Below are 20,606 nucleotides of genomic sequence, written 5' to 3' on the forward strand. Positions count from 1 at the left end.
CAATTTTAAAGAGATAAATACTTTATTTTTTTATAAAATTACACAAAAATCCGATCCTCATTGAAGGGAAAAAATGATCAACATTGTCTTAGTAGAACCAAGAATTCCACAAAACACAGGCAACATAGGAAGGTTATGCGTCGCTGGAAATGCAAGATTACACCTAATCCACCCACTAGGATTTTGTATTGATGAAAAAGCACTAAAACGTGCAGGCATGGATTATTGGAAAAATCTAGAAGTTTATGAATGGCAAAATCTCCAAGATTTTTGGTCACACCACCCCATAAACCACCAACATTTTTTTCTTAGCACTAAAGCAAACAAAAATTACTACGATGCGCCATTTCAAAATGAATGTTTTTTATATTTTGGACGAGAAGATGCTGGGCTAAACACAGAAATTCTACAAAAATATTCCAAGCAAGTTTACAAAATCCCTATGCAAAAAAATATCCGCAGTATCAATCTTGCAACTTCAGTAGGCGCAGTACTCTATGAAGCAATCCGACAAACAGAGCTGTATAAAAATTTTTAAAAATTACTTTTCAAGATACTTTTTCAATACATCGATTTCTTGATTTTTCAACTCTTCCTCTTCGTGTTCATTTTTACACCCCATAGGCTGCAAACTTTGCAAAAATCCTCCCTTGATTTCCTCGGTTGGATATTTTTCACACTCTTCTTCCGCATCTTGCGCAAAAACCATACTAAAAACCATTAAAAATAAAATCTTTTTCATAAATTTCCAAACTTATCAAGAGCTCCAAAATAAATCCCAATACCCAAAAGAACCAATAATATTCCCGAAATTTTTTCCGTAAAATTTACATATTTTTTTGCACGATCTAAAAGACTTGAAACCTGTTGTATCAATAAAGCAGCTGCCAAAAAAGGAATTGCTAATCCCAAGGTATATCCAAACATTAAAAACAACCCATATTGTTCTTGTACTCCACCTAAAATCACAATACTTGTAAAAATTGGACCAATACAGGGTGTCCACCCCAAAGAAAAACTCAAACCTAAAATAAAGGGAGTAAGAAGTTTGGAAAACCTTTTTTGCTGCCATTCAAATTTTTTGCACTTATATAAAATCTTAAAACGCAAACCTAGAAAATGCAAACCAAATAAAACAACAACAATTCCTGCAAATTGCTTAAGCCATAGCGGTGCAAACACCTCAATAATTTTTGCCATACTTGCACCAAGAAGCATAAAAACCAAACCAAATCCCAATACAAAGCTCAATGCTTGAAAAAAAATTCCTATACTACCTTTTGTATTTTTTAATTCCCGCAAGCTTTGTCCTGAAATATAAGATAAATATGCAGGTGCTAATGGCAAAACACAAGGACTTAAAAATGTCAACAATCCTGCCAAAAATGCGGCAAAAAATGGTGTGCTATGAAAAATACCTTCCAAAAACTGATCCAAATATCACTCTCCAACTCTTATTTTTTCATAATTAAAACATAAACAAATTAAAAATTAGTTATAATATTTACTACATTGCTTTTGCAAATCGTCGTTATTAGCAATTCCTTGATTCCTTCATATAAAATTACTCTGTAGGGTATCACAGGACCATTAAAACATTCTTATCGTTTTGGGTTTTTAAAAAATTTGAAGTTGTCGCTACCTAGAAGTTTCAAGATCCAGAATGATTGATAGTGTAATGATTTAGCATCTTAAAGATGCATAACCAAAACTTTAGGACAATCCAATGAAAGACAATAAAATAACCTTTGAAAGCCTGGGACTAAGTAAAGCACTCTTACGCGGAATTAAAGAAGCAGGATTTCAATCACCAAGCCCCATTCAAGAACAAGCAATCCCCGCGGTTTTAAAAGGTCGAGATATTATTGCGCAAGCACAAACAGGCACAGGAAAAACCGCTGCTTTTGCTCTACCTATTATAGAATTGCTCTCAGGAAATATTTCAGAAGCCCTTATTATCACACCAACAAGAGAACTTGCAATGCAAATTAGTGATGAATTTTCTAAACTAGGAAAATACAAAAATATTAAAACTCTTAGTATTGTTGGTGGACAAAGTATGCAAAAACAACTTGAGATCTTTCGTAAAAATCCTCAAATTATAGTTGCCACACCAGGAAGACTGCTTGATTATCTTCAAAATGGTAGATTGGAAGATTTTACACCTCGCTTTGTAGTACTTGATGAGAGTGATGAGATGTTAGACATGGGATTTTTACCTGATATTGAGCAGATTTTTCAATATCTACCAAATAATATTCAAACCTTACTATTTTCTGCAACAATGCCTGATGCCATCAATAAACTTGCACAAAAAAACCTACACAATCCCGTACAAATCAAAATTACTCCGGCTAATATCACAAACCTCAATATTATGCAACACTTTTGTCTTGTCAATGACGATCAAAAATATGATGCTCTATCTAGACTCCTTGAAAATAAAGAGCTTTACAAGGGAATTATTTTTACACGCACTAAAAAAGAAGCAGATAATCTACACATTGCACTTTCGCGCAAAGGTTATAGCACAGGTGTTTTGCATGGAGATATGCATCAATTCCAAAGACGAGAAACAATTACTAATTTTAAAAACAAAAGATTTAAAGTGCTTGTGGCTACAGATGTAGCTAGTCGTGGGCTTGATATTAGTGATATTAGTCATGTTTTTAACTATCATCTTCCTCATAGCTCTGAAGTCTATGTTCATCGTATTGGAAGAACAGGAAGAGCAGGAAAAAAAGGCATAGCCTTTACTATAGCTACTCCATCAGAGTTCAGCACTCTCAAACAAATCCAAAAAGATGTAGGAAGTGATCTGAAGTTTTATGAGATTCCTCAAGAGCAAGGAGAAGTAAAAAAAACTATTCAAAAACTCAAAGAGATAAAAATTAATCCCGAAGCACAAGAATCTCTTGAAGCATTATTAAATCATTTTGACCTCTCTGAAATTGCTCTTAAACTCCTTAGTATCCAGATGCAAAACAAAAATATTGGTTTAAGCAAAAATGATTTTTTTGCCCTAGAAAAAGAATTTCACAAAGAAAAAAACACAAAAAAATCACAAAAAAATTCTACAATAAACTCTAGACATAAAAATACAGGCCATAAAAATCAACGCGGAAGTAATAAAGTGCGTCATGCAAAAAAAGGCCGCCACTAAATACCAAGGAGATAAAATGAAAGAAGCGCAATTTATTTGGAAAGATGGCAAACTTGTTAATTGGGCAGATGCAACTACTCATGTTCTCACACATACCTTACATTATGGCAATGCCGCATTTGAAGGAATAAGAGCCTATCAAACCAAAAAGGGCTTAGCAATCTTTCGCTTACAAGAACACACAAAAAGACTTTTAAATTCTTGCAAAATCACTGCAATTTCCTGTCCCTACACGCAAGCAGAATTACAAAATGCACAAATCGAACTTCTTAAGGCAAATACATACAAGGGCGATATATACATTAGACCTCTTGTTTATTTAGGCTATGGAGTTATGGGGATTGATTTTAGAAAGGCTCCGGTAAATGTTGCGATTGCGGCATGGGAATGGGGGGCGTATCTAGGAGAAGATGCTTTAAAAACAGGTATCAAAGTCAAAACAAGTTCTTTTGTCCGTAACAGCATAAAATCCATCATGGGAAAAGCAAAAATTAGTGCAAATTATCTCAATTCCCAACTTGCGAAATATGAGGCAATAGAATGCGGATTCCATGAAGCACTATTGCTTGATGATAACGGCTTTGTAGCAGAAGGTAGCGGAGAGTGTATTTTTATCATACGAGACAACAAACTCATCACGCCTCCTAGTGATAATGCACTAGAATCAATCACACAAGCTACAGTTATGGAAATTGCCAAAGATCTTAATATTGATGTAGTGCAAAGGCGAATCACAAGAGATGAAGTCTATATTGCTGATGAAGCATTTTTCACAGGCACGGCCGCAGAAATCACCCCGATAAATTCTCTAGATTTTCGAGTGATTGGCACGGGAAAAAGGGGGAAAATTACACAATCTCTCCAAGAATATTTCTTCAAAATCGTGCGAGGAGAATGCGAAAAATACGAGCACTATCTTACATATTTACATTAATTTCAATTAAGAGGAGTAAAAATGCCAATTGATTTAAATGAACACCTTAAGAAAAAAAGCCAAAATAATAATAACAATGATATAAAAGATATGTTGCCCCCAAGAAAAGAAAAACCTAGCAATAATGATATTTTTCTAAATAAAAATATCATTTTACTTGCCATTTCTGGTTTGATAATTGCAACAATTATTATCTTCAAGCCTTTTGTAGTAATCAATTCTGGTGAAGTAGGAATCAAAGTCACAGCTGGAGAATATGACAGCGTTCCCTTGCAACCAGGAATTAGATTTTTTATCCCCATAATTCAAAGAATTATTGTTGTAGATACAAAAGTAAGAGTAATTAACTTCTCTAGTACAGAAAATATGGGGGTTTTAGGAAAAAATCATAATATCTACCAAAATGAAGCAATCAATGTAATGGATTCTAGAGGTCTTACCGTATCTATAGAACTTACAGTGCAATATAAACTTAATGCACAAAACGCATCTCTAACCTTTGCTACATATGGGCAAAGCTGGGAGCAAATCATTATCAATCCTATTGTAAGAGATGTTGTACGAAATGTAATTGGTCGGTATCCAGCAGAAGAGTTACCAACCAAGCGTAATGAAATTGCAAAGCTCATTGAAGAGGGCATTAGAGATGATATTTTAAAACGCGAAAATCATCCTGTAATGCTTAGCTCTGTGCAGTTACGAGAAATTGTATTACCTCTAAAGATCAAAGAACAAATCGAAAAAGTCCAAATTGCCAGACAAGAGGCAGAAAGAGTGCGCTATGAAGTAGATCGCTCTAAACAAGAGGCTGAAAAAGTTGCTGCGCTTGCCAAAGGTGAAGCTGAAGCAAACCGTATTAAAGCACAAGGAAGTGCGGATGCTATTATGATACAAGCAAAAGCAAATGCTAATGCCAATAAAGCTATTGCAGAAAGCCTTAATGATAGATTGCTCAAACTAAGAGAAATTGAAGTACAGGGCAAATTCAATGAAGCACTCAAAGAAAACAAAGATGCCCAAATTTTCCTAATGCCAGGAGGTGCTGTACCAAATCTATGGGTAGATTCTAAGAAAAAAGCTGCAAGTGCCAACTAATGTTAGAAAATCTCTTAAAACAACTAGATTGGGGTAAGTCAGAACTTATCCCTGCCATTATCCAAGACTACCAAAATAAAGAAGTTCTAATGTTGGGATTTCTTAATCAAGAAGCTCTAAGACTAAGCTTAGAGACTGGCCTCATGCATTATTTTTCCCGCACTAAAAATAGAATCTGGCAGAAAGGGGAAAGTAGTGGAAATTATCAAAAAATCATTACGATAAATTTTGACTGCGATCGTGATAGTCTGCTTGTCACAGTGGATCAAAAAGGAAGTGCTTGTCACAGTGGATCAAGAAGTTGTTTTTTTAGAACATTGGAAAACAATCCTGCTACAACACTCCAGTCTCAAAATAAACCAGAAGAAAATATTTTTGACACGCTCTATCACACATTATTAGAACGAAAGTTTACCTCTAGCGACACCTCATACACTGCTTCTCTTTATAAAAAAGGAATCAACACAATTTGCAAAAAAATCTCTGAGGAAACTGGGGAACTTATTTGCGAAATCAAAGATAAAAACAAGGAGCAAATCATCTATGAAAGTGCGGATGTTTTTTATCATATTTTCGTAGCTCTTGCTTCTTTTAATATCCATCCTGATGCAATTTTGCAAGAATTAAAACGTCGCTTTGCATTTAGTGGAATAGAAGAAAAAAATAGCAGGAAATCCTAATGCGCGATATTATGCTAGAATTTATCTACAATTTAGACCTTTTAATGTTTGCAACGCTTGGCGTCTGCTTTTTGATTTTTCTTCTTTTTTTACTCCTTGGTTTTCTTTTTAAAAAAAGTTTTTTATCAAAATTTTGCTTTTTCTGCGCATTTATTGGACTATTTTCCACACCATTTGTCATCGCCCTATCTTCGCAAAATTTTCTTTTTAAATTAGAAATTCTAGAAAATCACTCACGCCCACTCGTTTTTAGCCAATCTTTTTTAATTGATATCACCATTAAAAATATGGGTAAATTAAAAATCAAAAAATGTCAATTTGATATAATGCCCACAAGAGCACAAAACTCATTAAAAAACAAACTCTTAGATCTTCTTAATCCTCTTCCTAGAATATCTTATACTTTTTATGAGAAAATCAAAAAAAAATCTATTAAACACTTAGAAAAAATTCTTCCCTATAACGCTTCTAAAAAAGATTTTAAATTTTCACTAAATTGCCGCTAAACTTCCAACAAGTATCGCAGCACACTCACTTTTTAAAACAATGCCCCCAGAAATACTAAAAACTTCTCTATCAAAAAACATTTCCTCTTCTTCTTTATCAAAACCACCTTCTGGCCCAATCATAATCCCATGCGCAAAGCTACGTTCCCCTGCATAAATATCATAACCACCAAAATTTAAAACTTGACAGAGTGGATATTTTTCCAACACTTCTTTTGTATTTTTTAATAATTCAATTTCCATTAAATGTGAACGCCCACACTGCTCACATGAAGCAATCAAAATTTTATGCAAACGCTCTAAAGAGAGTTTTTCATTCCTTTGACTTCTATTGGCAAAAAACAAGGTAAGTTTTTTAACGCCCAATTGATTAAGATACGGGAGAGTTTTTTCAATATTTTTACTTTCTGTAATTGCCCATACAATATGGGCTTGCTTAGAATTTATTTGAGATTTTTCAAATTTTACAAGTCTTAAAATTGCACTTTTTTTTCCAATTTCTTTGTGTTTATAGAAATATAGATTCTCATCTCTTAGATTTCGAAAACAAATCACAGAATCTATTTTTGTGCGCCTTGCTTTATAAAGATGTAAAAATAAATTATCAGAAACTACAATTTCTACATCTCCAGATCTATCGTGATAGCAAAATCTCATAATAAAAATACCCCAATACTTACTAGATAAACCGCTAGGGCAAGTATGTAAAAAATTTTACATCCTGCAATATATCGCTCCATTCCCTCTTGTGACAAACGCATTATTTTTAGTTTTTTACTACGAATAATCTCCCCTACCAAAAATATAGTCCACACAAAAAGCATCAATAAAATTTTACCTTGATAAGTAAATCCAAGCATAGCCCAAATTACAATTCCCAATACAAATCCCACTGCATATAAAGAAAATAGCAAAGGCATACTAAACCAAATTTTTTTATTAAGAGATGCATAATTTTTTTGTGTGTAAAGATACAATAAATTTAACACAAATACCACGGGAACAATAAAAAGAAAAAATACATGATAACTTTTTAAAATTTCTAATGTTCTCAAAGTCAAATCACTCTCCATCAAAACTCCTTAAAACTCATAACAAGGGCTTATTCTAGCATATAAATTTTACTTTACTATGGTAGAATCATGCAAAAAAATCAAAAAGGATAGACAATTCAAGAAGGTGTATTGCTTTTAAATATGGGTGGTCCGAGCCATCTTAGCGAGGTGAAAGTTTTTTTAAAAAATATGTTTAATGATCCTTATATCCTACCCATAAAAAATGCACTTATACGCAAATTTGTAGGCTATAATATTATCAGAAAACGCCTAGAATATGCCAAAAATAATTATCGCGCTATTGGGGGAAAATCTCCCATGGTAGAACTCACTTTTTTATTATGCCAAAAACTACAAAAAAAAGATCCTGAAAGATTTTATTCCTATGCAATGCGTTATGCACCCCCCTACACAGAAAATGCCTTACAAGAAATGCAGCAAAAAGGTATAACATCTATCCATCTTTTTAGTATGTATCCCCAATATTCCACTACCACCACACTCTCTTCTTTTGATGCAGTACAAAAAGCATTAAAAAAGCTAAATTACAAACCTAAAATTACTTTCACTGAACGCTATTTTGACAATGTGTTTTATCTACAAACCATAACACAACAAATCATACAAGCCATTGCAAATAAAAATCCCTCCGAATATACCTTAATTCTCTCTGCTCATTCATTGCCACAAAGCACAATTGACAAAGGTGACCCTTATCAAAAAGAATGTGAAGAAAGTTTGTTAGGAATTAAAAAAATCCTTGAAGAAAAAAATATTATTTTTCAAAATATTATCTTAGCTTACCAATCAAAAATTGGTAAAATGCAGTGGATTGGCCCAAGCACAGAAAGCATAATCAAACAAAGCAGAGATAAAAAACTGCTTATTTATCCGCTAAGCTTCACAATTGACAACTCTGAAACAAGCTATGAAATTCATATAGAATATAAAGAACTTGCACAAAAAGTCGGGGTACTTGATTTTATAGCATGCCCTTGTCTTAATGACAGCGAATTGTTTGTAGAACTCATATTAAATCTTACAAAAAGGCAAAATTATGAAAGTTTTTCTTAGTTTTCTAATACTACTTTTTTTTCTGTTTGGATGTAAAAATGATGGGAAAATTGATTCTGAAACTTTTTCCATGGGGACAGCACTACAACAGGAAACAAAAGATGCCATACAAAATCTAGATAAAAAAAGCTATGCGGGTTTGGAGCATGTTTTTCAAGATACTAGCACAATAAGAACTAATGGAAAATACCTTATGTTAGTTTTTGGAAAAAATAATTGCACTTATTGTGAAAAATTCAAAGAAGATATCAAAAATTCGCAAGCATTACAAAATCAAATCACAAAAGACTTTAGCCCTTATTACATCAATATTAGTTACAATAAAGATCATTTGTTTGATCTTGGAGAAATACATCAAGCAGATATCAAAACTTCCCAACTCTCAAATAGTATTTATAAAATCCAAGTAACCCCCACTATAATTTTTGGAGACAATAATGGTAAAACAATTTTTGAAATTCCTGGATATATCGAACAACACAATTTCTCCAAAATTCTAAAGTTTATCACATCTAGACAATGGGAAAATAGCACAAATAGCAAAGAACGAATGAAGCTTTTACAAAATTATCTTAACAAGGAATAAAAATGCAAAGCATAAAAAATCTATTTTGCTCATTTAAGATCATCTTGCCAATAATGGCGATATATGCCACTGCATGCGCAATTGCAACCTTCATAGAAAATGATTATGGCACCAGAGTAGCACAACTAAAAATTTACTCAACTTGGTGGTTCAATACTCTACACCTCTACCTTTTAATTGCCCTAACTTGCACACTCTTTTCTTTACAATACTGGCAACAAAAAAAATATGCTAGTTTGCTTTTACATGCCTCTTTTATTTTTATTATCCTTGGAGCGGGAATTACAAGATTCTTTAGTTTTGAAGGAGTTATGCATATCCGCGAAGGGGAAAAATCTAACTTTATTACAGCATCAAACCTAACACTTAATATTATTGCAATAAAAGACAATCAACATGAGAGTTATTTTTTAACCCCTCCCTTAGAAGAAGGATACAACAAATCCATCAAAATAAAAATTTTTAACAAAACCTTGGAGTTAAGTCATTTTATCATTACAAAAATTTCCCCAAGTAAAAAAGATGATTCTTTAAGTATTAAACTCTCTGCTCATTATGAAGGCATAACACAAGATTTTCTTTTTCTAGGAGGTGAAAGACAGGATCTTAAATTTGCTAAAGCAGATTTTCATGATACAAGAATCTTAATCTCTTGGGGCAAAAGACAGATTCCTCTTCCTTTTACATTAGAACTTAAAAAATTTGAACTTACACGCTACCCAGGATCCATGAGCCCATCCTCCTATGCTTCAGAAATCAATGTCTTAGATAGAGAAGGCAAACATGTTATGCCTTATCGCATTTTTATGAACAATGTTTTAGATTACAAAGGCTATCGTTTTTACCAATCTTCATACGACCAAGATGAGAGAGGCACTATTCTCTCTGTCAATAAGGATCCAGGAAAAAATATGACTTACTTTGGTTACACACTCTTGATTTTAGGCGCAATATGGGTACTTTTTAGCAAAAATGGACGCTTTAGAAAGCTTGCAAATTTTTTACAAGAACAAAAAATTGTTCTTTTTCTTGTAGGGCTTTTTGCATTATCATCCCCACCTATCCTACATGCACAAGATATTCAAAACCTCACTCCCGAACAAATGGCACAATTTATCAATAATTTTAAAAACACTACAAAACATCATACAAAAAAATTTGCAAAAATCCAATTGCAAAACTATTCAGGTAGAATAGAGCCTATTGACACAATTGCCACAAACATCGTACATAAAATCACTAAAAAAGACGGTTTTTTAGGTATGGATAACATGCAAATATTTTTAGGTATGATGCTCTATCCAAATATTTGGAAAAATCTCAAGATTATAGCAGTCAATGATCAAGAAATCAAAAAAATCTTAGGACTAAAACCTGTAGATACTCACGCATCTTTTTCGGATTTTTTTGAAGATTCTTTAGGATACAAACTACATAATCATATCGAAGAAGCCAATCAAACAAACCCTTCAAAACGCAATACTTTTGAAAAAAATCTTTTAAAAATTGATGAAAGAGTAAATCTTACTTATAGCATTTTTAGCGGCAGTTTTTTAAAAATATTCCCTCTTCCTGATACACAAAACTGGCTAGATCCCATAAGCTTTTTCCAGCAAGCATCTCCAGAATCTTCTCATCAAGTCTCTAATCTTCTTAAAGAGTTTTTTGAAGCTTTTGATCAAGGTGTAAATAATAATCAATGGAAAAATCTTGATTCTGCGCTTGCAAAAATCACTACCTATCAAAAAGAATATGGGAATGAGCTCTATCTCCCGGAAAATAGAATCAAAGCTGAAATTTTTCTCAATCATTCCAATTATTTCAGCAAATTAATTCTTCCTTATATTTTATTGGGATTATTACTTTTTATTCTTGTAATATATTTTATCCTCAAAGATAAACAAATGCCAAAATGGCTAAACTACACCCTTTATATCCTATTGCTTGTATGCACAATTGCCCATACAATCGGACTTGGATTGCGATGGTATGTTAGTGAGCATTCTCCTTGGAGCAATGCTTATGAATCTATGCTTTATATTGCATGGGCTAGTGCTATTGCAGGTGCAATATTTTTTAGAAAATATAATATCGCTCTAGCATCTAGCATGTTTTTAGCAGGCATTAGTCTTTTTGTTGCAAATCTTGGTTTCATGGATCCACAGATCACTCCCCTAGTTCCTGTCCTTAAATCCTATTGGCTAAATATTCATGTCTCTATTATTACAGCAAGCTATGGATTTTTAGGACTCTGTTTTATAATGGGATGTATTACATTAATACTTTTTGTTTTGCAAAAATTTACAAAAAATACTTACCATTTCACACAAATAACAAAGAGCATTAACTCTCTTTATGCGCTCAATGAAATGTCCATGATACTCGGACTCCTAATGCTTACTATAGGAAATTTTTTGGGTGGAATATGGGCCAATGAATCTTGGGGAAGATACTGGAGTTGGGACCCTAAAGAAACATGGGCATTAATTTCTATTGGTGTTTATGCAATTATTTTACATCTACGCTTTTTGAAAATCAAACAAATTAGTTATGTGTTTTCACTCGCTAGCGTAATTGGATTTTACTCAATTTTAATGACTTATTTTGGCGTCAATTATTATCTATCTGGAATGCACAGCTATGCGTCTGGGGATCCATTCCCTATACCAACTTTTGTTTATATCTTTGTTATCATCACAATTCTTTTAATAATCCTTGCAATTCCAAAAAAAGATAAAATATGTTGAAAAAAATTTCTCTTGGCTTGTTGTTATCTATTGCTTTAATAGCAGTGCTATGCTATATTGCACTTTTCACACAGGTAGGAAAATTTTTTGTCAAACCTCTAGTACAAAAATACATCACAAACCACTACTCTAGAGATCTTACACTGCTTGATTTTAATCTTGGTTTTAATAGTATTGATGCAAATTTTGATTACAAAAATTTCTTAGATCTCAACCTAAAAGGATCACATCATCTTATACAACAAACCTTTAATCTTAAAATCTCAGGAAAGAGTAAATCAGTTAGAAAAAAATTTACGCTTGATGGTAATATTTCAGGAGATTTCAAAGACTTTAACATAAAAATTTTTAGCGACATTGCTTCCTCTCGAAGCAATTTTTTTGCCAACATTCAAAAACTACAGCTCGCAAAAATTTATTTCAAATCACAAAACCTTGTTTTAGAAGAATTGCCACCATTCTTTGATTTAGAAAATCAATTTAATGGAAGAGCTAACATATTAATCAAAATACAAAAAGGTAATGAGGGAAATTTTTTACTAGACTTATCCAATATTTATATTACAAAAAAAACTCATTTTCAATTTCTAGATACCCTTATTAAAAAACGATTCCATGGAAAATTAAAAGGAGATATTTCTTTAAATGGAACACTTTTAGCACAAGGAGTATTACACTCTGATATCTACACAATCAACATAAAAAACCTCAATCTTATGCAAGACCAACTATCTTTTCACTACAATTTCCAACTCCCAAGCGTTGCAAACATTAATCCAAAAATTAAAAAAGATTTTCATATTTTAGCCAATGGCCAAGCAAACTATAATCTAAAAAATCGACAATGGGATGTTGATCTCGACACAACAAGTTTTGAAGGGGAGTTACAAGCATTTTTACATAAAAATCATATCTCTATTATTTTTAGCGAAAATAATCTTAATAAAATTTTATATTTCACAAAAATTCCACAAAATATCCACGCCAATCTCACAGGTACACTAAATTATTCACTTATAGATCACGAAGGAACTCTAGAGGGCGAAATTGATCATTTCACTATTAATCGCAATACTTTTTTAGATCTCATCAGGCAATACACAAAATTTGATATCCAAAAAGAAATTTTTGATCCCATGCCACTTAAAATCAATATTCAAAACCAGCAAGCAATACTTCATGATATGAATTTACAAAGCACAAATTTGGGCTTCTCCACCAGTTTAATAACATTAGATTTTGAAAAAATGTTCTTAGAAACTTTATTAAAAATGCGTGTAAAAAACAGCATACTAAACATGAAAATATCTGGCAACATCAATAATTTACACACAAAATTTAACCTTAATGATATCTTAAGATTAGATAGAAAATAACCCCCTCCGCCTTATATCTTATTGCAAGGCTTCTCTTGCATCTACATACGGCATAGAAAAACTCTCGCCCACTTCCTTAAAGGTAATATGTCCTTTGTATGTATTAAGCCCTTCTAAAAGTGCAGTATTTTTCAAACATGCCTCACGCACACCTAAATTCGCAAGCATGATTCCATAAGATATAGTTGTATTTGTCAATGCTAATGTAGAAGTTCTTGCCACCGCTCCTGGCATATTTGCCACACAATAATGAATAACTCCATCTACTTCAAAAATCGGATCATCATGTGTCGTTGCCCTAGAAGTTTCAAAACATCCTCCTTGATCAATCGCAACATCCACAAGTACCGCACCTTTTTTCATAACTTTTAAATCTTCTTTTTTAACAAGTTTAGGTGCCCTTGCCCCAGGTATTAAAACTGCGCCAATCAGAACATCTGTATTTTTCAAACAAGAAAGCAAGTTGCCCCTATTACTATAAAGCGTAGTTACTCGCATTCCAAAAATTTGATCAATATATGCCAAACGATTTGTATCAATATCTAAAATAGTCACATCTGCACCAATACCAACAGCAACTTGTGCGGCATTAATTCCGACACCTCCTCCACCTAAAATTGTAATTTTTCCTTTTTGTGTGCCTGCTACACCACCAAGCAATACCCCAGATCCACCAAAGGTTTTTTCTCCATATTTAGCAGCTTGTATAACTGACAATCTCCCTGCAATGGAACTCATTGGCGCCAAACAAGGAAGCGTATTTCCAACTTTTATTGTCTCATAAGCAATAGAAGCAATCTTTTTTTCCAAAAGCATTGTTGTAAGTTTTTGGTTTGCTGCTAAATGCAAATAAGTATATAATATTTGTCCTTCTCTAAAATACTCATATTCTTCTTCCAAAGGCTCTTTCACTTTGACAATCATTTCACTTTTTTCAAACAACGTTTTTTTATCACAAATTATTGCACCGGCATTTTTATAATCCTCATCACTAAAGCCTATTGCCTCACCTGCCCCTGCTTGAATATATACACTATGACCATGCTCAACATATTCTGTCACATTTGCTGGAATAAGCCCGACGCGATATTCTTGTACCTTAATTTCTTTTGGACAACCTATAATCATTTTTTACTCCTTTAAATTTTTATGATAAAACCGCTAATAAACACAGCGATTATAATCACGGGTATAATATAGCGAACATACCACAACCAAATATTGGCAAACCAGGATACCTCGGATTTGCCGTTATTAAGCTCTTTAACCGCATCTCCACGAAGTATCCACCCCACAAAAAGACTTGAACCAAATGCAGTCAATACAAAAAAGATATTACCGCTCACAAAATCAAAAGCATCAAAAATATTTTTTCCAAAAATGAGGACGTCTCTCCATGGGCCGTATGCTAGAATACAAGGAATATTTCCTAAAACAAAAATTCCCAAAAGGGTAATATTAATTGCAACATTTTTCGAAAAATTAAATTTTTCTTGCAAAATACAAATAATCACTTGATAAATAGTAAGAGATGTTGTCAAAGCAGCAATAAGTAATAAAATAAAAAATACAATTGCAAAAAAACTTCCAAAATACATTTGTGAAAAAGCAATTGGCAAAGTTTTAAATACCAATGATGGACCAGAATCAGGTGCTAACCCCACGCTAAAAAGTGAAGGAAAAATCATAAACCCTGCCATCACTGCAATACAAGTATTGATAAAACTTGTAATTGTCGCAGTTTTTACAAGATTTTCTTTTTTATCAAGATGAGAAGATAGAGTAATCATCACACCAAATCCCAAAGAAAGTGCAAAAAATACCTGCCCTAACACATATAAAAATAACTCTGCTGTAATTTTTGAAAAATCAGGAATAAGATAAAATTTTACTCCTTCCATAGCACCGTCTAATGTCAAGTTACGCACCACCATTCCAATAAGACATAAGAATAACAATGGCATCAAAAATTTTACAGATCGCTCAATACCATCAATAATTCCTTTTCTTAAAATCACCCAATTAATCAAAACATAAATAAATGTATAAATCCCAATCATTAAAGGAGAGTGCTCTATATTTTGTGTATAAAACTCTGAAGTAATTGCTTTACTCACAGGACTAGAAAGATCTAATCCATCAAAAATACCAATTGCACCATTAAAAATATTAACGATATATGCAAGCACCCAACCACCAAGCACCATATAATAAGCCATAATACAAAATGCACCAAAAGCGCCCATATAGCCAAAAATTTTCCAAAATGACGAGATATTTTTTTGATACCTTTTTCCATCAAAAGCATCAATACTATTAGACTGTGCACGCCTTCCAATTACATTTTCCACCAAAATCATTGGGATTCCAATCAAAAACATTGCAACAATAAAAACTAGAACATAAGCACCCCCACCATGTTCTCCAACAAGATAGGGAAATCTCCAAGTTGCTCCAAAACCTATTGTTGCCCCTGCAACCGTAAGAATATAAGTAAGCTGATTACTCCAAGTTTGCCTCTTCAAATATAACTCCTTATTCTAGGTTTTATATAAATTTTTTACCCTTAAAACATTCCCTTTCATGATAACAAAAAAAATGTTTTTGCTTCTGATCTCATCTTATTTTTTATATAAGCAATGTATTTTTGTAACATTTTCTACAAAAAATCCATTTTTTTATTTTTTGTAGAAAATAAATATTTATATCATTAAGTAACACATCAGTAAAAAAAAGTAAAATTTTCTTTATTTTTATAGGTTAAATTTTGATAAAAAAATCTAAAAAATGATTTTTATAAAAAAATAGAGTTTTTAAAAAAAATATAAAATACTATAAAAAGTGCTATGATTTCAACATTATATTAAAAACAAAAGGAATGATAATGAAAAAGTTTTTACTTTTTGTAGCAGCCTTATTGGCACTTGATGCTTCTAATCCGCAAGATGTCTTAAAAAAGGCAAAAGAATCTAATCTCAAACCAATACCAGAAGGCAAAGAACTAAAAGCATACCAACTTAAAAAAGCACAGGAACTTGAAGTGGGATACAAGCCACTTATGACAGATGAACAAATTGAGCTTGGTAAAAAACTCTATTTTGATCCAAGAATTTCTAGTTCCAATCTTATATCCTGCAACACTTGCCATAATTTAGGTTTAGGTGGCGTGGATTTGATTCCTACTGCTATTGGAAACAAATGGCAACCCAATCCAAGTGCACTCAACTCTCCAACAGTTTATAATTCAATTTTTAACAATATCCAGTTCTGGGATGGTAGATCACATAATTTAGGAAATCAGGCACAAGGTCCTATTCAAAATCCAGTTGAAATGGCCGCAAACCCAAATGTAGTAGTAGAAAAAATTAATTCGATTCCAGATTATGTAAGAGATTTTAAAAAAGCTTATGGTAATAATGTAAAAATTGATTTTAAACTAATTTCAGATACAATCGCTCTATTTGAAGCAACTCTTGTAACACCAAGTCGCTATGACGATTTTTTAAGAGGAAACATCAAAGCTCTTAGCAAGGAAGAAGTTGAAGGGCTTGATCTATTTCTAGAAAAAGGCTGTGCTGCTTGTCATAATGATATAAATCTAGGTGGAAATATGCAACCTTTTGGTGTAGTAAAACCCTATAAATTTGCAAGTATCGGCGGCTTCAAAGGAGATAAAAATGGAATGGTAAAAGTTCCTACACTAAGAAATATTGCGGAGACAATGCCTTATTTTCACAATGGACAATTCTGGGATATTAAAGATGCCATCAAGGAAATGGGAGTTATTCAGCTTGGCATAGAAATTAATGATAAAGAGGTAAAAAAGATTGAAACATTCCTCAATGCACTTACAGGTTCAAAACCACAAATTATTTATCCAATTTTACCAATAAACTCTATTAATACGCCTAAACCAGTATTCTAACTTTAAACTTTCTAGGAGGAAACCTCCTAGAAAGTTTAAATATTTGTAATATTTCACAAATCGTTTTAGCCACTTAGTAAAAATATAATCGTTGTAACACCCTATTTTACGAAGTTTTTATATTCCTATCCCCAAAATATCTCCAGTAATTTATGGAATCCATCTTTTTCCCTTCATTCTATTCCTAATCCATCTCCAGCCATCCCCCAGTAAAAATTTTTAATATTTCCATGCGTTTCTTTATAGCAAAATTTCTTGATTTTATTTTATCTTTGTGCTATATTCCACATATAAGGATAGATAAAAAGGTAGGGCAATGCTTAAGAAAAAAATACAAAATATTTATCACTCCATTGCAAGAAAAAACTATGTAAAACTTGATAATATGGAAGAAGAGTTTAATGGCTGTTGGGCTATTTTTTATAATCTTTTGATTGGCTCTTATCATCAGTTTTTTATTGTCTCTCCTAGAAATATAGCTGCCAAGCGTTGTGCAAGATATATAAAAAATTTTTCTTTTGTCAATTTGTTAAAACTTATTGGTGTTTTTGTCTATAATTTGATAATGATACCAATAATACTTGCAATTTGTATTTGCATTCAGCTTCCTCTCTACATTCTTAAGCTTATTGCACCTTTATTAAAGATTGTTGGAGGGCTTATTCTTGCTTTAATAACAATACCACTGATTTGCCTGTATATTATTGCAGCACCTCTATATGCCATAATGTGCTTATTTGGCGTTATTGGATTGTTTTTTTCTATACTCTCTTAATCCTCTAAATCTGCATAAGTGTAGCTATTGCTTCTAATAGCTCTTTGCACTTCTTGTGCTCCTGCATTAGTATAGATTTGTATTGTTTTATTATCTATGATTTGTTTTTGTGTATGATGGTTTTCTCTTAGCTCCATTTGCCTTTGTTTTACTTGTTCAATAAGGCTAGGTTGTGTAAATACTTGCTTTTGTGTTTGATTGATACTTGCTTCATTTAGCTTAGCTGTGCTTTGATTGATTTTTATCTCTCCTAAAGGCAAGGTTAATTCTTTTCTTAAAACACCTAGTTTTTCTAAAATAGTGCTAATAGGTGAAGTAATAGCATTAAAAGTCTTTTTTACAAAATTAAAAAATGGAGATAAAAAACCCATCATTTTATCAACTCCAATTCCTATCCATTCTACAACCCTATCCCAGTTTTCATAGACATAGGCAAAGACTTCTCCTAAGATAATATAAAAAGCACCAATGCCCGTGCTAACTAAGGCGGATTTAACCATGCGACCAAATAAAATAAAAATTCTGCCTAATTTTTTTAATCCTCCTCCAGCTATCAAGCTTAGCGGATTAATCAATTTTAACAACTTAGCAAACCTCACTACCCGCATTTTTCCACACACCTTTTTGAAACACTATCCAAAACAATATCACCCTAATATATGTTTCCATGAAAATAATCATATAAAGCCATATATATGAAAATCCTGCATGTACTACATAAGCCATTGGTAAAATTCTAAAAATCCAAATACTTAGCGTATTTACACTTAGAGTGATTTTTGTCACACCAGCTCCACGCAAAGCACCATCAAAAACAAATGCACAAATCATTGGTACTTGAGATAAACCCACAGCAATCAAATAATATACAGAGCTATCTAAAACCACACTATCACAAGAAAAAATTGAAGATAATTCTCTTGAAAAGCATGCCAAAAAAATTCCAAAAACCCCCAGTACTATACTCGAAAACCATAAAATAGTTCTCATGTAAAGTGCTGCAACTTTTATTTTCCTAGCTCCCAAATTCTGCCCCATCAAGACCATGGCAGCAACCATAAAACCAAAACCAGGCATAAAAGAAAAAGCTTCTATACGCGTCCCTATTTGCGAACCTGTTAAAACCAAATCCCCATATTGTGCAATAAATTTTGTTGTAAGTATTAAAGAAAACAGTGTTAAAAATCGCTCAATCCCTGCAGGTATCCCTATACTAAGTGCCTTAAATCCATATTTTTTATCAAAATAAAAATTTTTTAAAAAATCTGTCTTGTAATGCAAAATAACTATAAATACTACCACTTCTAAATATGCAACAAACAAATTTGCCATCGCTGCACCAACAATTCCTCTTCCCTCAAAAAAATCTCCCAATCCAAAAATACAAATATAATAAAGCAACAAACCAAAAAGTGTGCTAAAAATACGGACAAAAAGTGGTAAAATTGTATTGCCGATCCCTGCCAATGAGGAAATAAAAATATTTTTTAATGTAATTGCTGGTAATGTAAAAATAGCTAGATTAATAAATTTTTTTGCAATTTGTAAACTTTCATCTCCTATACCAATCCAATAAAAAAAAGTTTCCGTAAAGAAAAACGCAAAAACCACTATCGGAATTGCAACAAAAGATCCAAAAATACATACGCTAATAAAAACCCCTTGTACTTTATCTTTTTCTCTAGCACCAAAATACCTCGAAATTTGTGCATTTGTTCCTATATAAAAAATTGCATGAATAGCAAAAAAAATCATCAAATAATTTAAAGATACGCCTATTGCCAAAACATACAAATCACCAAAAAATTTCATAAAATATAACAAAATTGCTATATTAAAAATATCTAAAAAAGAATTAATTCCCGAAGGAAGCGCTAAAGAAATAATTTTTTTTAATCGGGATTTTAATGCGCTATTTTTTTTATATTTCAGCCATAAACTCCATTGAAATCTTTTACCAATACAATTCATTTCTTCCCTTCACATTTACTATAATAACATTTAAATTTATTGAGCATTCTATAACAAAAAATAAATCAAAGTTTATTTTGGGCAATGAAAGAAATAATCTTTGCCCTCTCACCCCTATCTCTAATAATCCATTTTTCCTCATTTAAGATAATATCAAACCCCTGAAATACTTCCTGCAATTCTCCTTGCTCTAAAATTTTTTTTGCTTCTATATTTCCCTTATATTCTTCATCATCTATAAAAGTTTCAATAAATACAAATCCATCATCTTTTAAAAGATCTGGTATTATTCTTAAAATTTTTCTATCTAAAAAATAAAAATTTATTACCACATCATAGAGTTGTTTTATATTTTCTTTTAAATCATAAATATCCAAATCCAAACAATATGTATTTATATTAGGATTCACTATTGATTTTAGTGCTTCATCTGAAATATCAACACCATCACATACAAATCCCCTATCTGCTAAAAAATTTATATTTCTACCATTTCCACAGGCAATATCTAATGCTATTCCTCCTGATAAAAGATGTTGAAATTTCACCAAAATATCGCTAGGATTTTTAGGCATCTTATTACTCTTATATCGTGTGTTCCATTTTATTTTATCTTCCAACATCAAAACCTCCAAACTTGTTCAAATATTCAATTATTCCAAATTTTATTTTATTTTGCAATATTTCAAATCAAAGAGAATATAACAACAAATTGGTTT

At 32.1% G+C, this 20,606-nt stretch carries 21 protein-coding genes; 12 read left to right on the forward strand and 9 right to left on the reverse strand.

The window, feature by feature from the left end:
* The first annotated feature begins 73 nt into the window (after window positions 1-73).
* Window positions 74-538 (forward strand): tRNA (cytidine(34)-2'-O)-methyltransferase, encoded by a 465-nt coding sequence (locus tag LW133_RS06500; RefSeq protein WP_233077602.1) that lies wholly within the window; start codon window positions 74-76, stop codon window positions 536-538.
* Window positions 539-541: 3 nt separating this feature from the next.
* On the opposite strand, the gene LW133_RS06505 is transcribed toward LW133_RS06500, so the two are convergent.
* Together LW133_RS06505 and LW133_RS06510 are read right to left on the reverse strand one after the other, a co-directional pair.
* Window positions 542-742 (reverse strand): hypothetical protein, encoded by a 201-nt coding sequence (locus LW133_RS06505; protein ID WP_233077603.1) that lies wholly within the window; start codon window positions 740-742, stop codon window positions 542-544.
* Window positions 739-1,437, reverse strand: a complete 699-nt coding sequence (locus LW133_RS06510) for a cytochrome c biogenesis protein CcdA (RefSeq protein WP_233077604.1) — start codon at window positions 1,435-1,437, stop codon at window positions 739-741. Before LW133_RS06510 ends, LW133_RS06505 begins: the two co-directional genes overlap by 4 nt.
* A 289-nt stretch (window positions 1,438-1,726) precedes the next feature.
* Here LW133_RS06510 and LW133_RS06515 point away from each other — a divergent pair, with 289 nt between their 5' ends.
* The 5 genes from LW133_RS06515 to LW133_RS06535 are packed head-to-tail and all read left to right on the forward strand — an operon-like array spanning window position 1,727 to window position 6,378.
* Window positions 1,727-3,163 carry a DEAD/DEAH box helicase gene (locus tag LW133_RS06515; RefSeq protein WP_233077605.1) on the forward strand — a complete coding sequence of 479 codons (1,437 nt, stop codon included), beginning with the start codon at window positions 1,727-1,729 and terminating at the stop codon, window positions 3,161-3,163.
* 16 nt (window positions 3,164-3,179) lie between these two features.
* Complete coding sequence (locus LW133_RS06520) at window positions 3,180-4,097, forward strand: branched-chain amino acid transaminase (RefSeq protein ID WP_233077606.1); 918 nt, start codon at window positions 3,180-3,182, stop codon at window positions 4,095-4,097.
* A 21-nt stretch (window positions 4,098-4,118) separates the two neighbouring features.
* Window positions 4,119-5,192 carry a prohibitin family protein gene (locus LW133_RS06525; protein WP_233077607.1) on the forward strand — a complete coding sequence of 358 codons (1,074 nt, stop codon included), beginning with the start codon at window positions 4,119-4,121 and terminating at the stop codon, window positions 5,190-5,192.
* The gene (gene hisIE / locus LW133_RS06530) at window positions 5,192-5,872 is read left to right on the forward strand and encodes a bifunctional phosphoribosyl-AMP cyclohydrolase/phosphoribosyl-ATP diphosphatase HisIE (protein ID WP_233077608.1); all 681 of its coding nucleotides are present in this window, start codon (window positions 5,192-5,194) and stop codon (window positions 5,870-5,872) included. Before LW133_RS06525 ends, hisIE begins: the two co-directional genes overlap by 1 nt.
* A complete protein-coding gene (locus LW133_RS06535; protein WP_233077609.1) occupies window positions 5,872-6,378 on the forward strand; it encodes a DUF2393 family protein in 507 nt (168 codons plus the stop codon). Before hisIE ends, LW133_RS06535 begins: the two co-directional genes overlap by 1 nt.
* On the opposite strand, the gene LW133_RS06540 is transcribed toward LW133_RS06535, so the two are convergent.
* Both LW133_RS06540 and LW133_RS06545 read right to left on the reverse strand, forming a co-directional pair.
* On the reverse strand, window positions 6,364-7,035 hold the full coding sequence (locus LW133_RS06540; RefSeq protein ID WP_233077610.1) for a 16S rRNA (uracil(1498)-N(3))-methyltransferase: 672 nt from the start codon (window positions 7,033-7,035) through the stop codon (window positions 6,364-6,366). The two genes, LW133_RS06535 and LW133_RS06540, sit on opposite strands and share 15 nt — an antisense overlap.
* Window positions 7,032-7,451: a hypothetical protein gene (locus LW133_RS06545; protein ID WP_233077611.1), complete on the reverse strand. Its 420-nt coding sequence runs from the start codon at window positions 7,449-7,451 to the stop codon at window positions 7,032-7,034. Before LW133_RS06545 ends, LW133_RS06540 begins: the two co-directional genes overlap by 4 nt.
* A 111-nt stretch (window positions 7,452-7,562) precedes the next feature.
* Here LW133_RS06545 and hemH point away from each other — a divergent pair, with 111 nt between their 5' ends.
* From hemH to LW133_RS06565, 4 genes are read left to right on the forward strand one after another with little or no spacing between them, the layout of a single operon-like run.
* Window positions 7,563-8,507, forward strand: coding sequence for a ferrochelatase (gene hemH / locus LW133_RS06550; protein WP_269843760.1), 945 nt, complete (start codon window positions 7,563-7,565; stop codon window positions 8,505-8,507).
* Window positions 8,491-9,093 (forward strand): thioredoxin fold domain-containing protein, encoded by a 603-nt coding sequence (locus LW133_RS06555; RefSeq protein WP_233077613.1) that lies wholly within the window; start codon window positions 8,491-8,493, stop codon window positions 9,091-9,093. Before hemH ends, LW133_RS06555 begins: the two co-directional genes overlap by 17 nt.
* Window positions 9,094-9,095: 2 nt before the next feature.
* Complete coding sequence (ccsA, locus tag LW133_RS06560; RefSeq protein ID WP_233077614.1) at window positions 9,096-11,840, forward strand: cytochrome c biogenesis protein; 2,745 nt, start codon at window positions 9,096-9,098, stop codon at window positions 11,838-11,840.
* The gene (locus tag LW133_RS06565; RefSeq protein WP_233077615.1) at window positions 11,834-13,216 is read left to right on the forward strand and encodes a hypothetical protein; all 1,383 of its coding nucleotides are present in this window, start codon (window positions 11,834-11,836) and stop codon (window positions 13,214-13,216) included. The genes ccsA and LW133_RS06565 overlap by 7 nt, the downstream gene beginning before the upstream one ends.
* An 18-nt stretch (window positions 13,217-13,234) precedes the next feature.
* On the opposite strand, the gene ald is transcribed toward LW133_RS06565, so the two are convergent.
* Both ald and LW133_RS06575 read right to left on the reverse strand, forming a co-directional pair.
* Window positions 13,235-14,344 carry an alanine dehydrogenase gene (ald, locus tag LW133_RS06570; RefSeq protein ID WP_233077616.1) on the reverse strand — a complete coding sequence of 370 codons (1,110 nt, stop codon included), beginning with the start codon at window positions 14,342-14,344 and terminating at the stop codon, window positions 13,235-13,237.
* Between the two features lie 11 nt (window positions 14,345-14,355).
* Window positions 14,356-15,741, reverse strand: a complete 1,386-nt coding sequence (locus LW133_RS06575) for a sodium-dependent transporter (protein WP_233077617.1) — start codon at window positions 15,739-15,741, stop codon at window positions 14,356-14,358.
* Between the two features lie 359 nt (window positions 15,742-16,100).
* Here LW133_RS06575 and LW133_RS06580 point away from each other — a divergent pair, with 359 nt between their 5' ends.
* The gene (locus LW133_RS06580) at window positions 16,101-17,141 is read left to right on the forward strand and encodes a cytochrome-c peroxidase (protein WP_233077618.1); all 1,041 of its coding nucleotides are present in this window, start codon (window positions 16,101-16,103) and stop codon (window positions 17,139-17,141) included.
* Window positions 17,142-17,457: 316 nt separating this feature from the next.
* Window positions 17,458-17,916: a hypothetical protein gene (locus tag LW133_RS06585; protein WP_233077619.1), complete on the forward strand. Its 459-nt coding sequence runs from the start codon at window positions 17,458-17,460 to the stop codon at window positions 17,914-17,916.
* Here LW133_RS06585 and LW133_RS06590 read toward each other — a convergent pair.
* From LW133_RS06590 to LW133_RS06600, 3 genes are all read right to left on the reverse strand, one after another.
* On the reverse strand, window positions 17,913-18,500 hold the full coding sequence (locus tag LW133_RS06590) for a hypothetical protein (RefSeq protein WP_233077620.1): 588 nt from the start codon (window positions 18,498-18,500) through the stop codon (window positions 17,913-17,915). The genes LW133_RS06585 and LW133_RS06590 overlap by 4 nt on opposite strands.
* A 1-nt stretch (window position 18,501) precedes the next feature.
* On the reverse strand, window positions 18,502-19,887 hold the full coding sequence (locus LW133_RS06595) for an MATE family efflux transporter (RefSeq protein ID WP_233077621.1): 1,386 nt from the start codon (window positions 19,885-19,887) through the stop codon (window positions 18,502-18,504).
* A gap of 65 nt (window positions 19,888-19,952) precedes the next feature.
* Window positions 19,953-20,510, reverse strand: a complete 558-nt coding sequence (locus tag LW133_RS06600; RefSeq protein ID WP_233077622.1) for a class I SAM-dependent methyltransferase — start codon at window positions 20,508-20,510, stop codon at window positions 19,953-19,955.
* Window positions 20,511-20,606: the final 96 nt, after the last annotated feature.

The sequence above is a fragment of the Helicobacter anatolicus genome (genome assembly GCF_021300615.1).
Taxonomy (GTDB): Bacteria; Campylobacterota; Campylobacteria; order Campylobacterales; family Helicobacteraceae; genus Helicobacter_H; species Helicobacter_H anatolicus.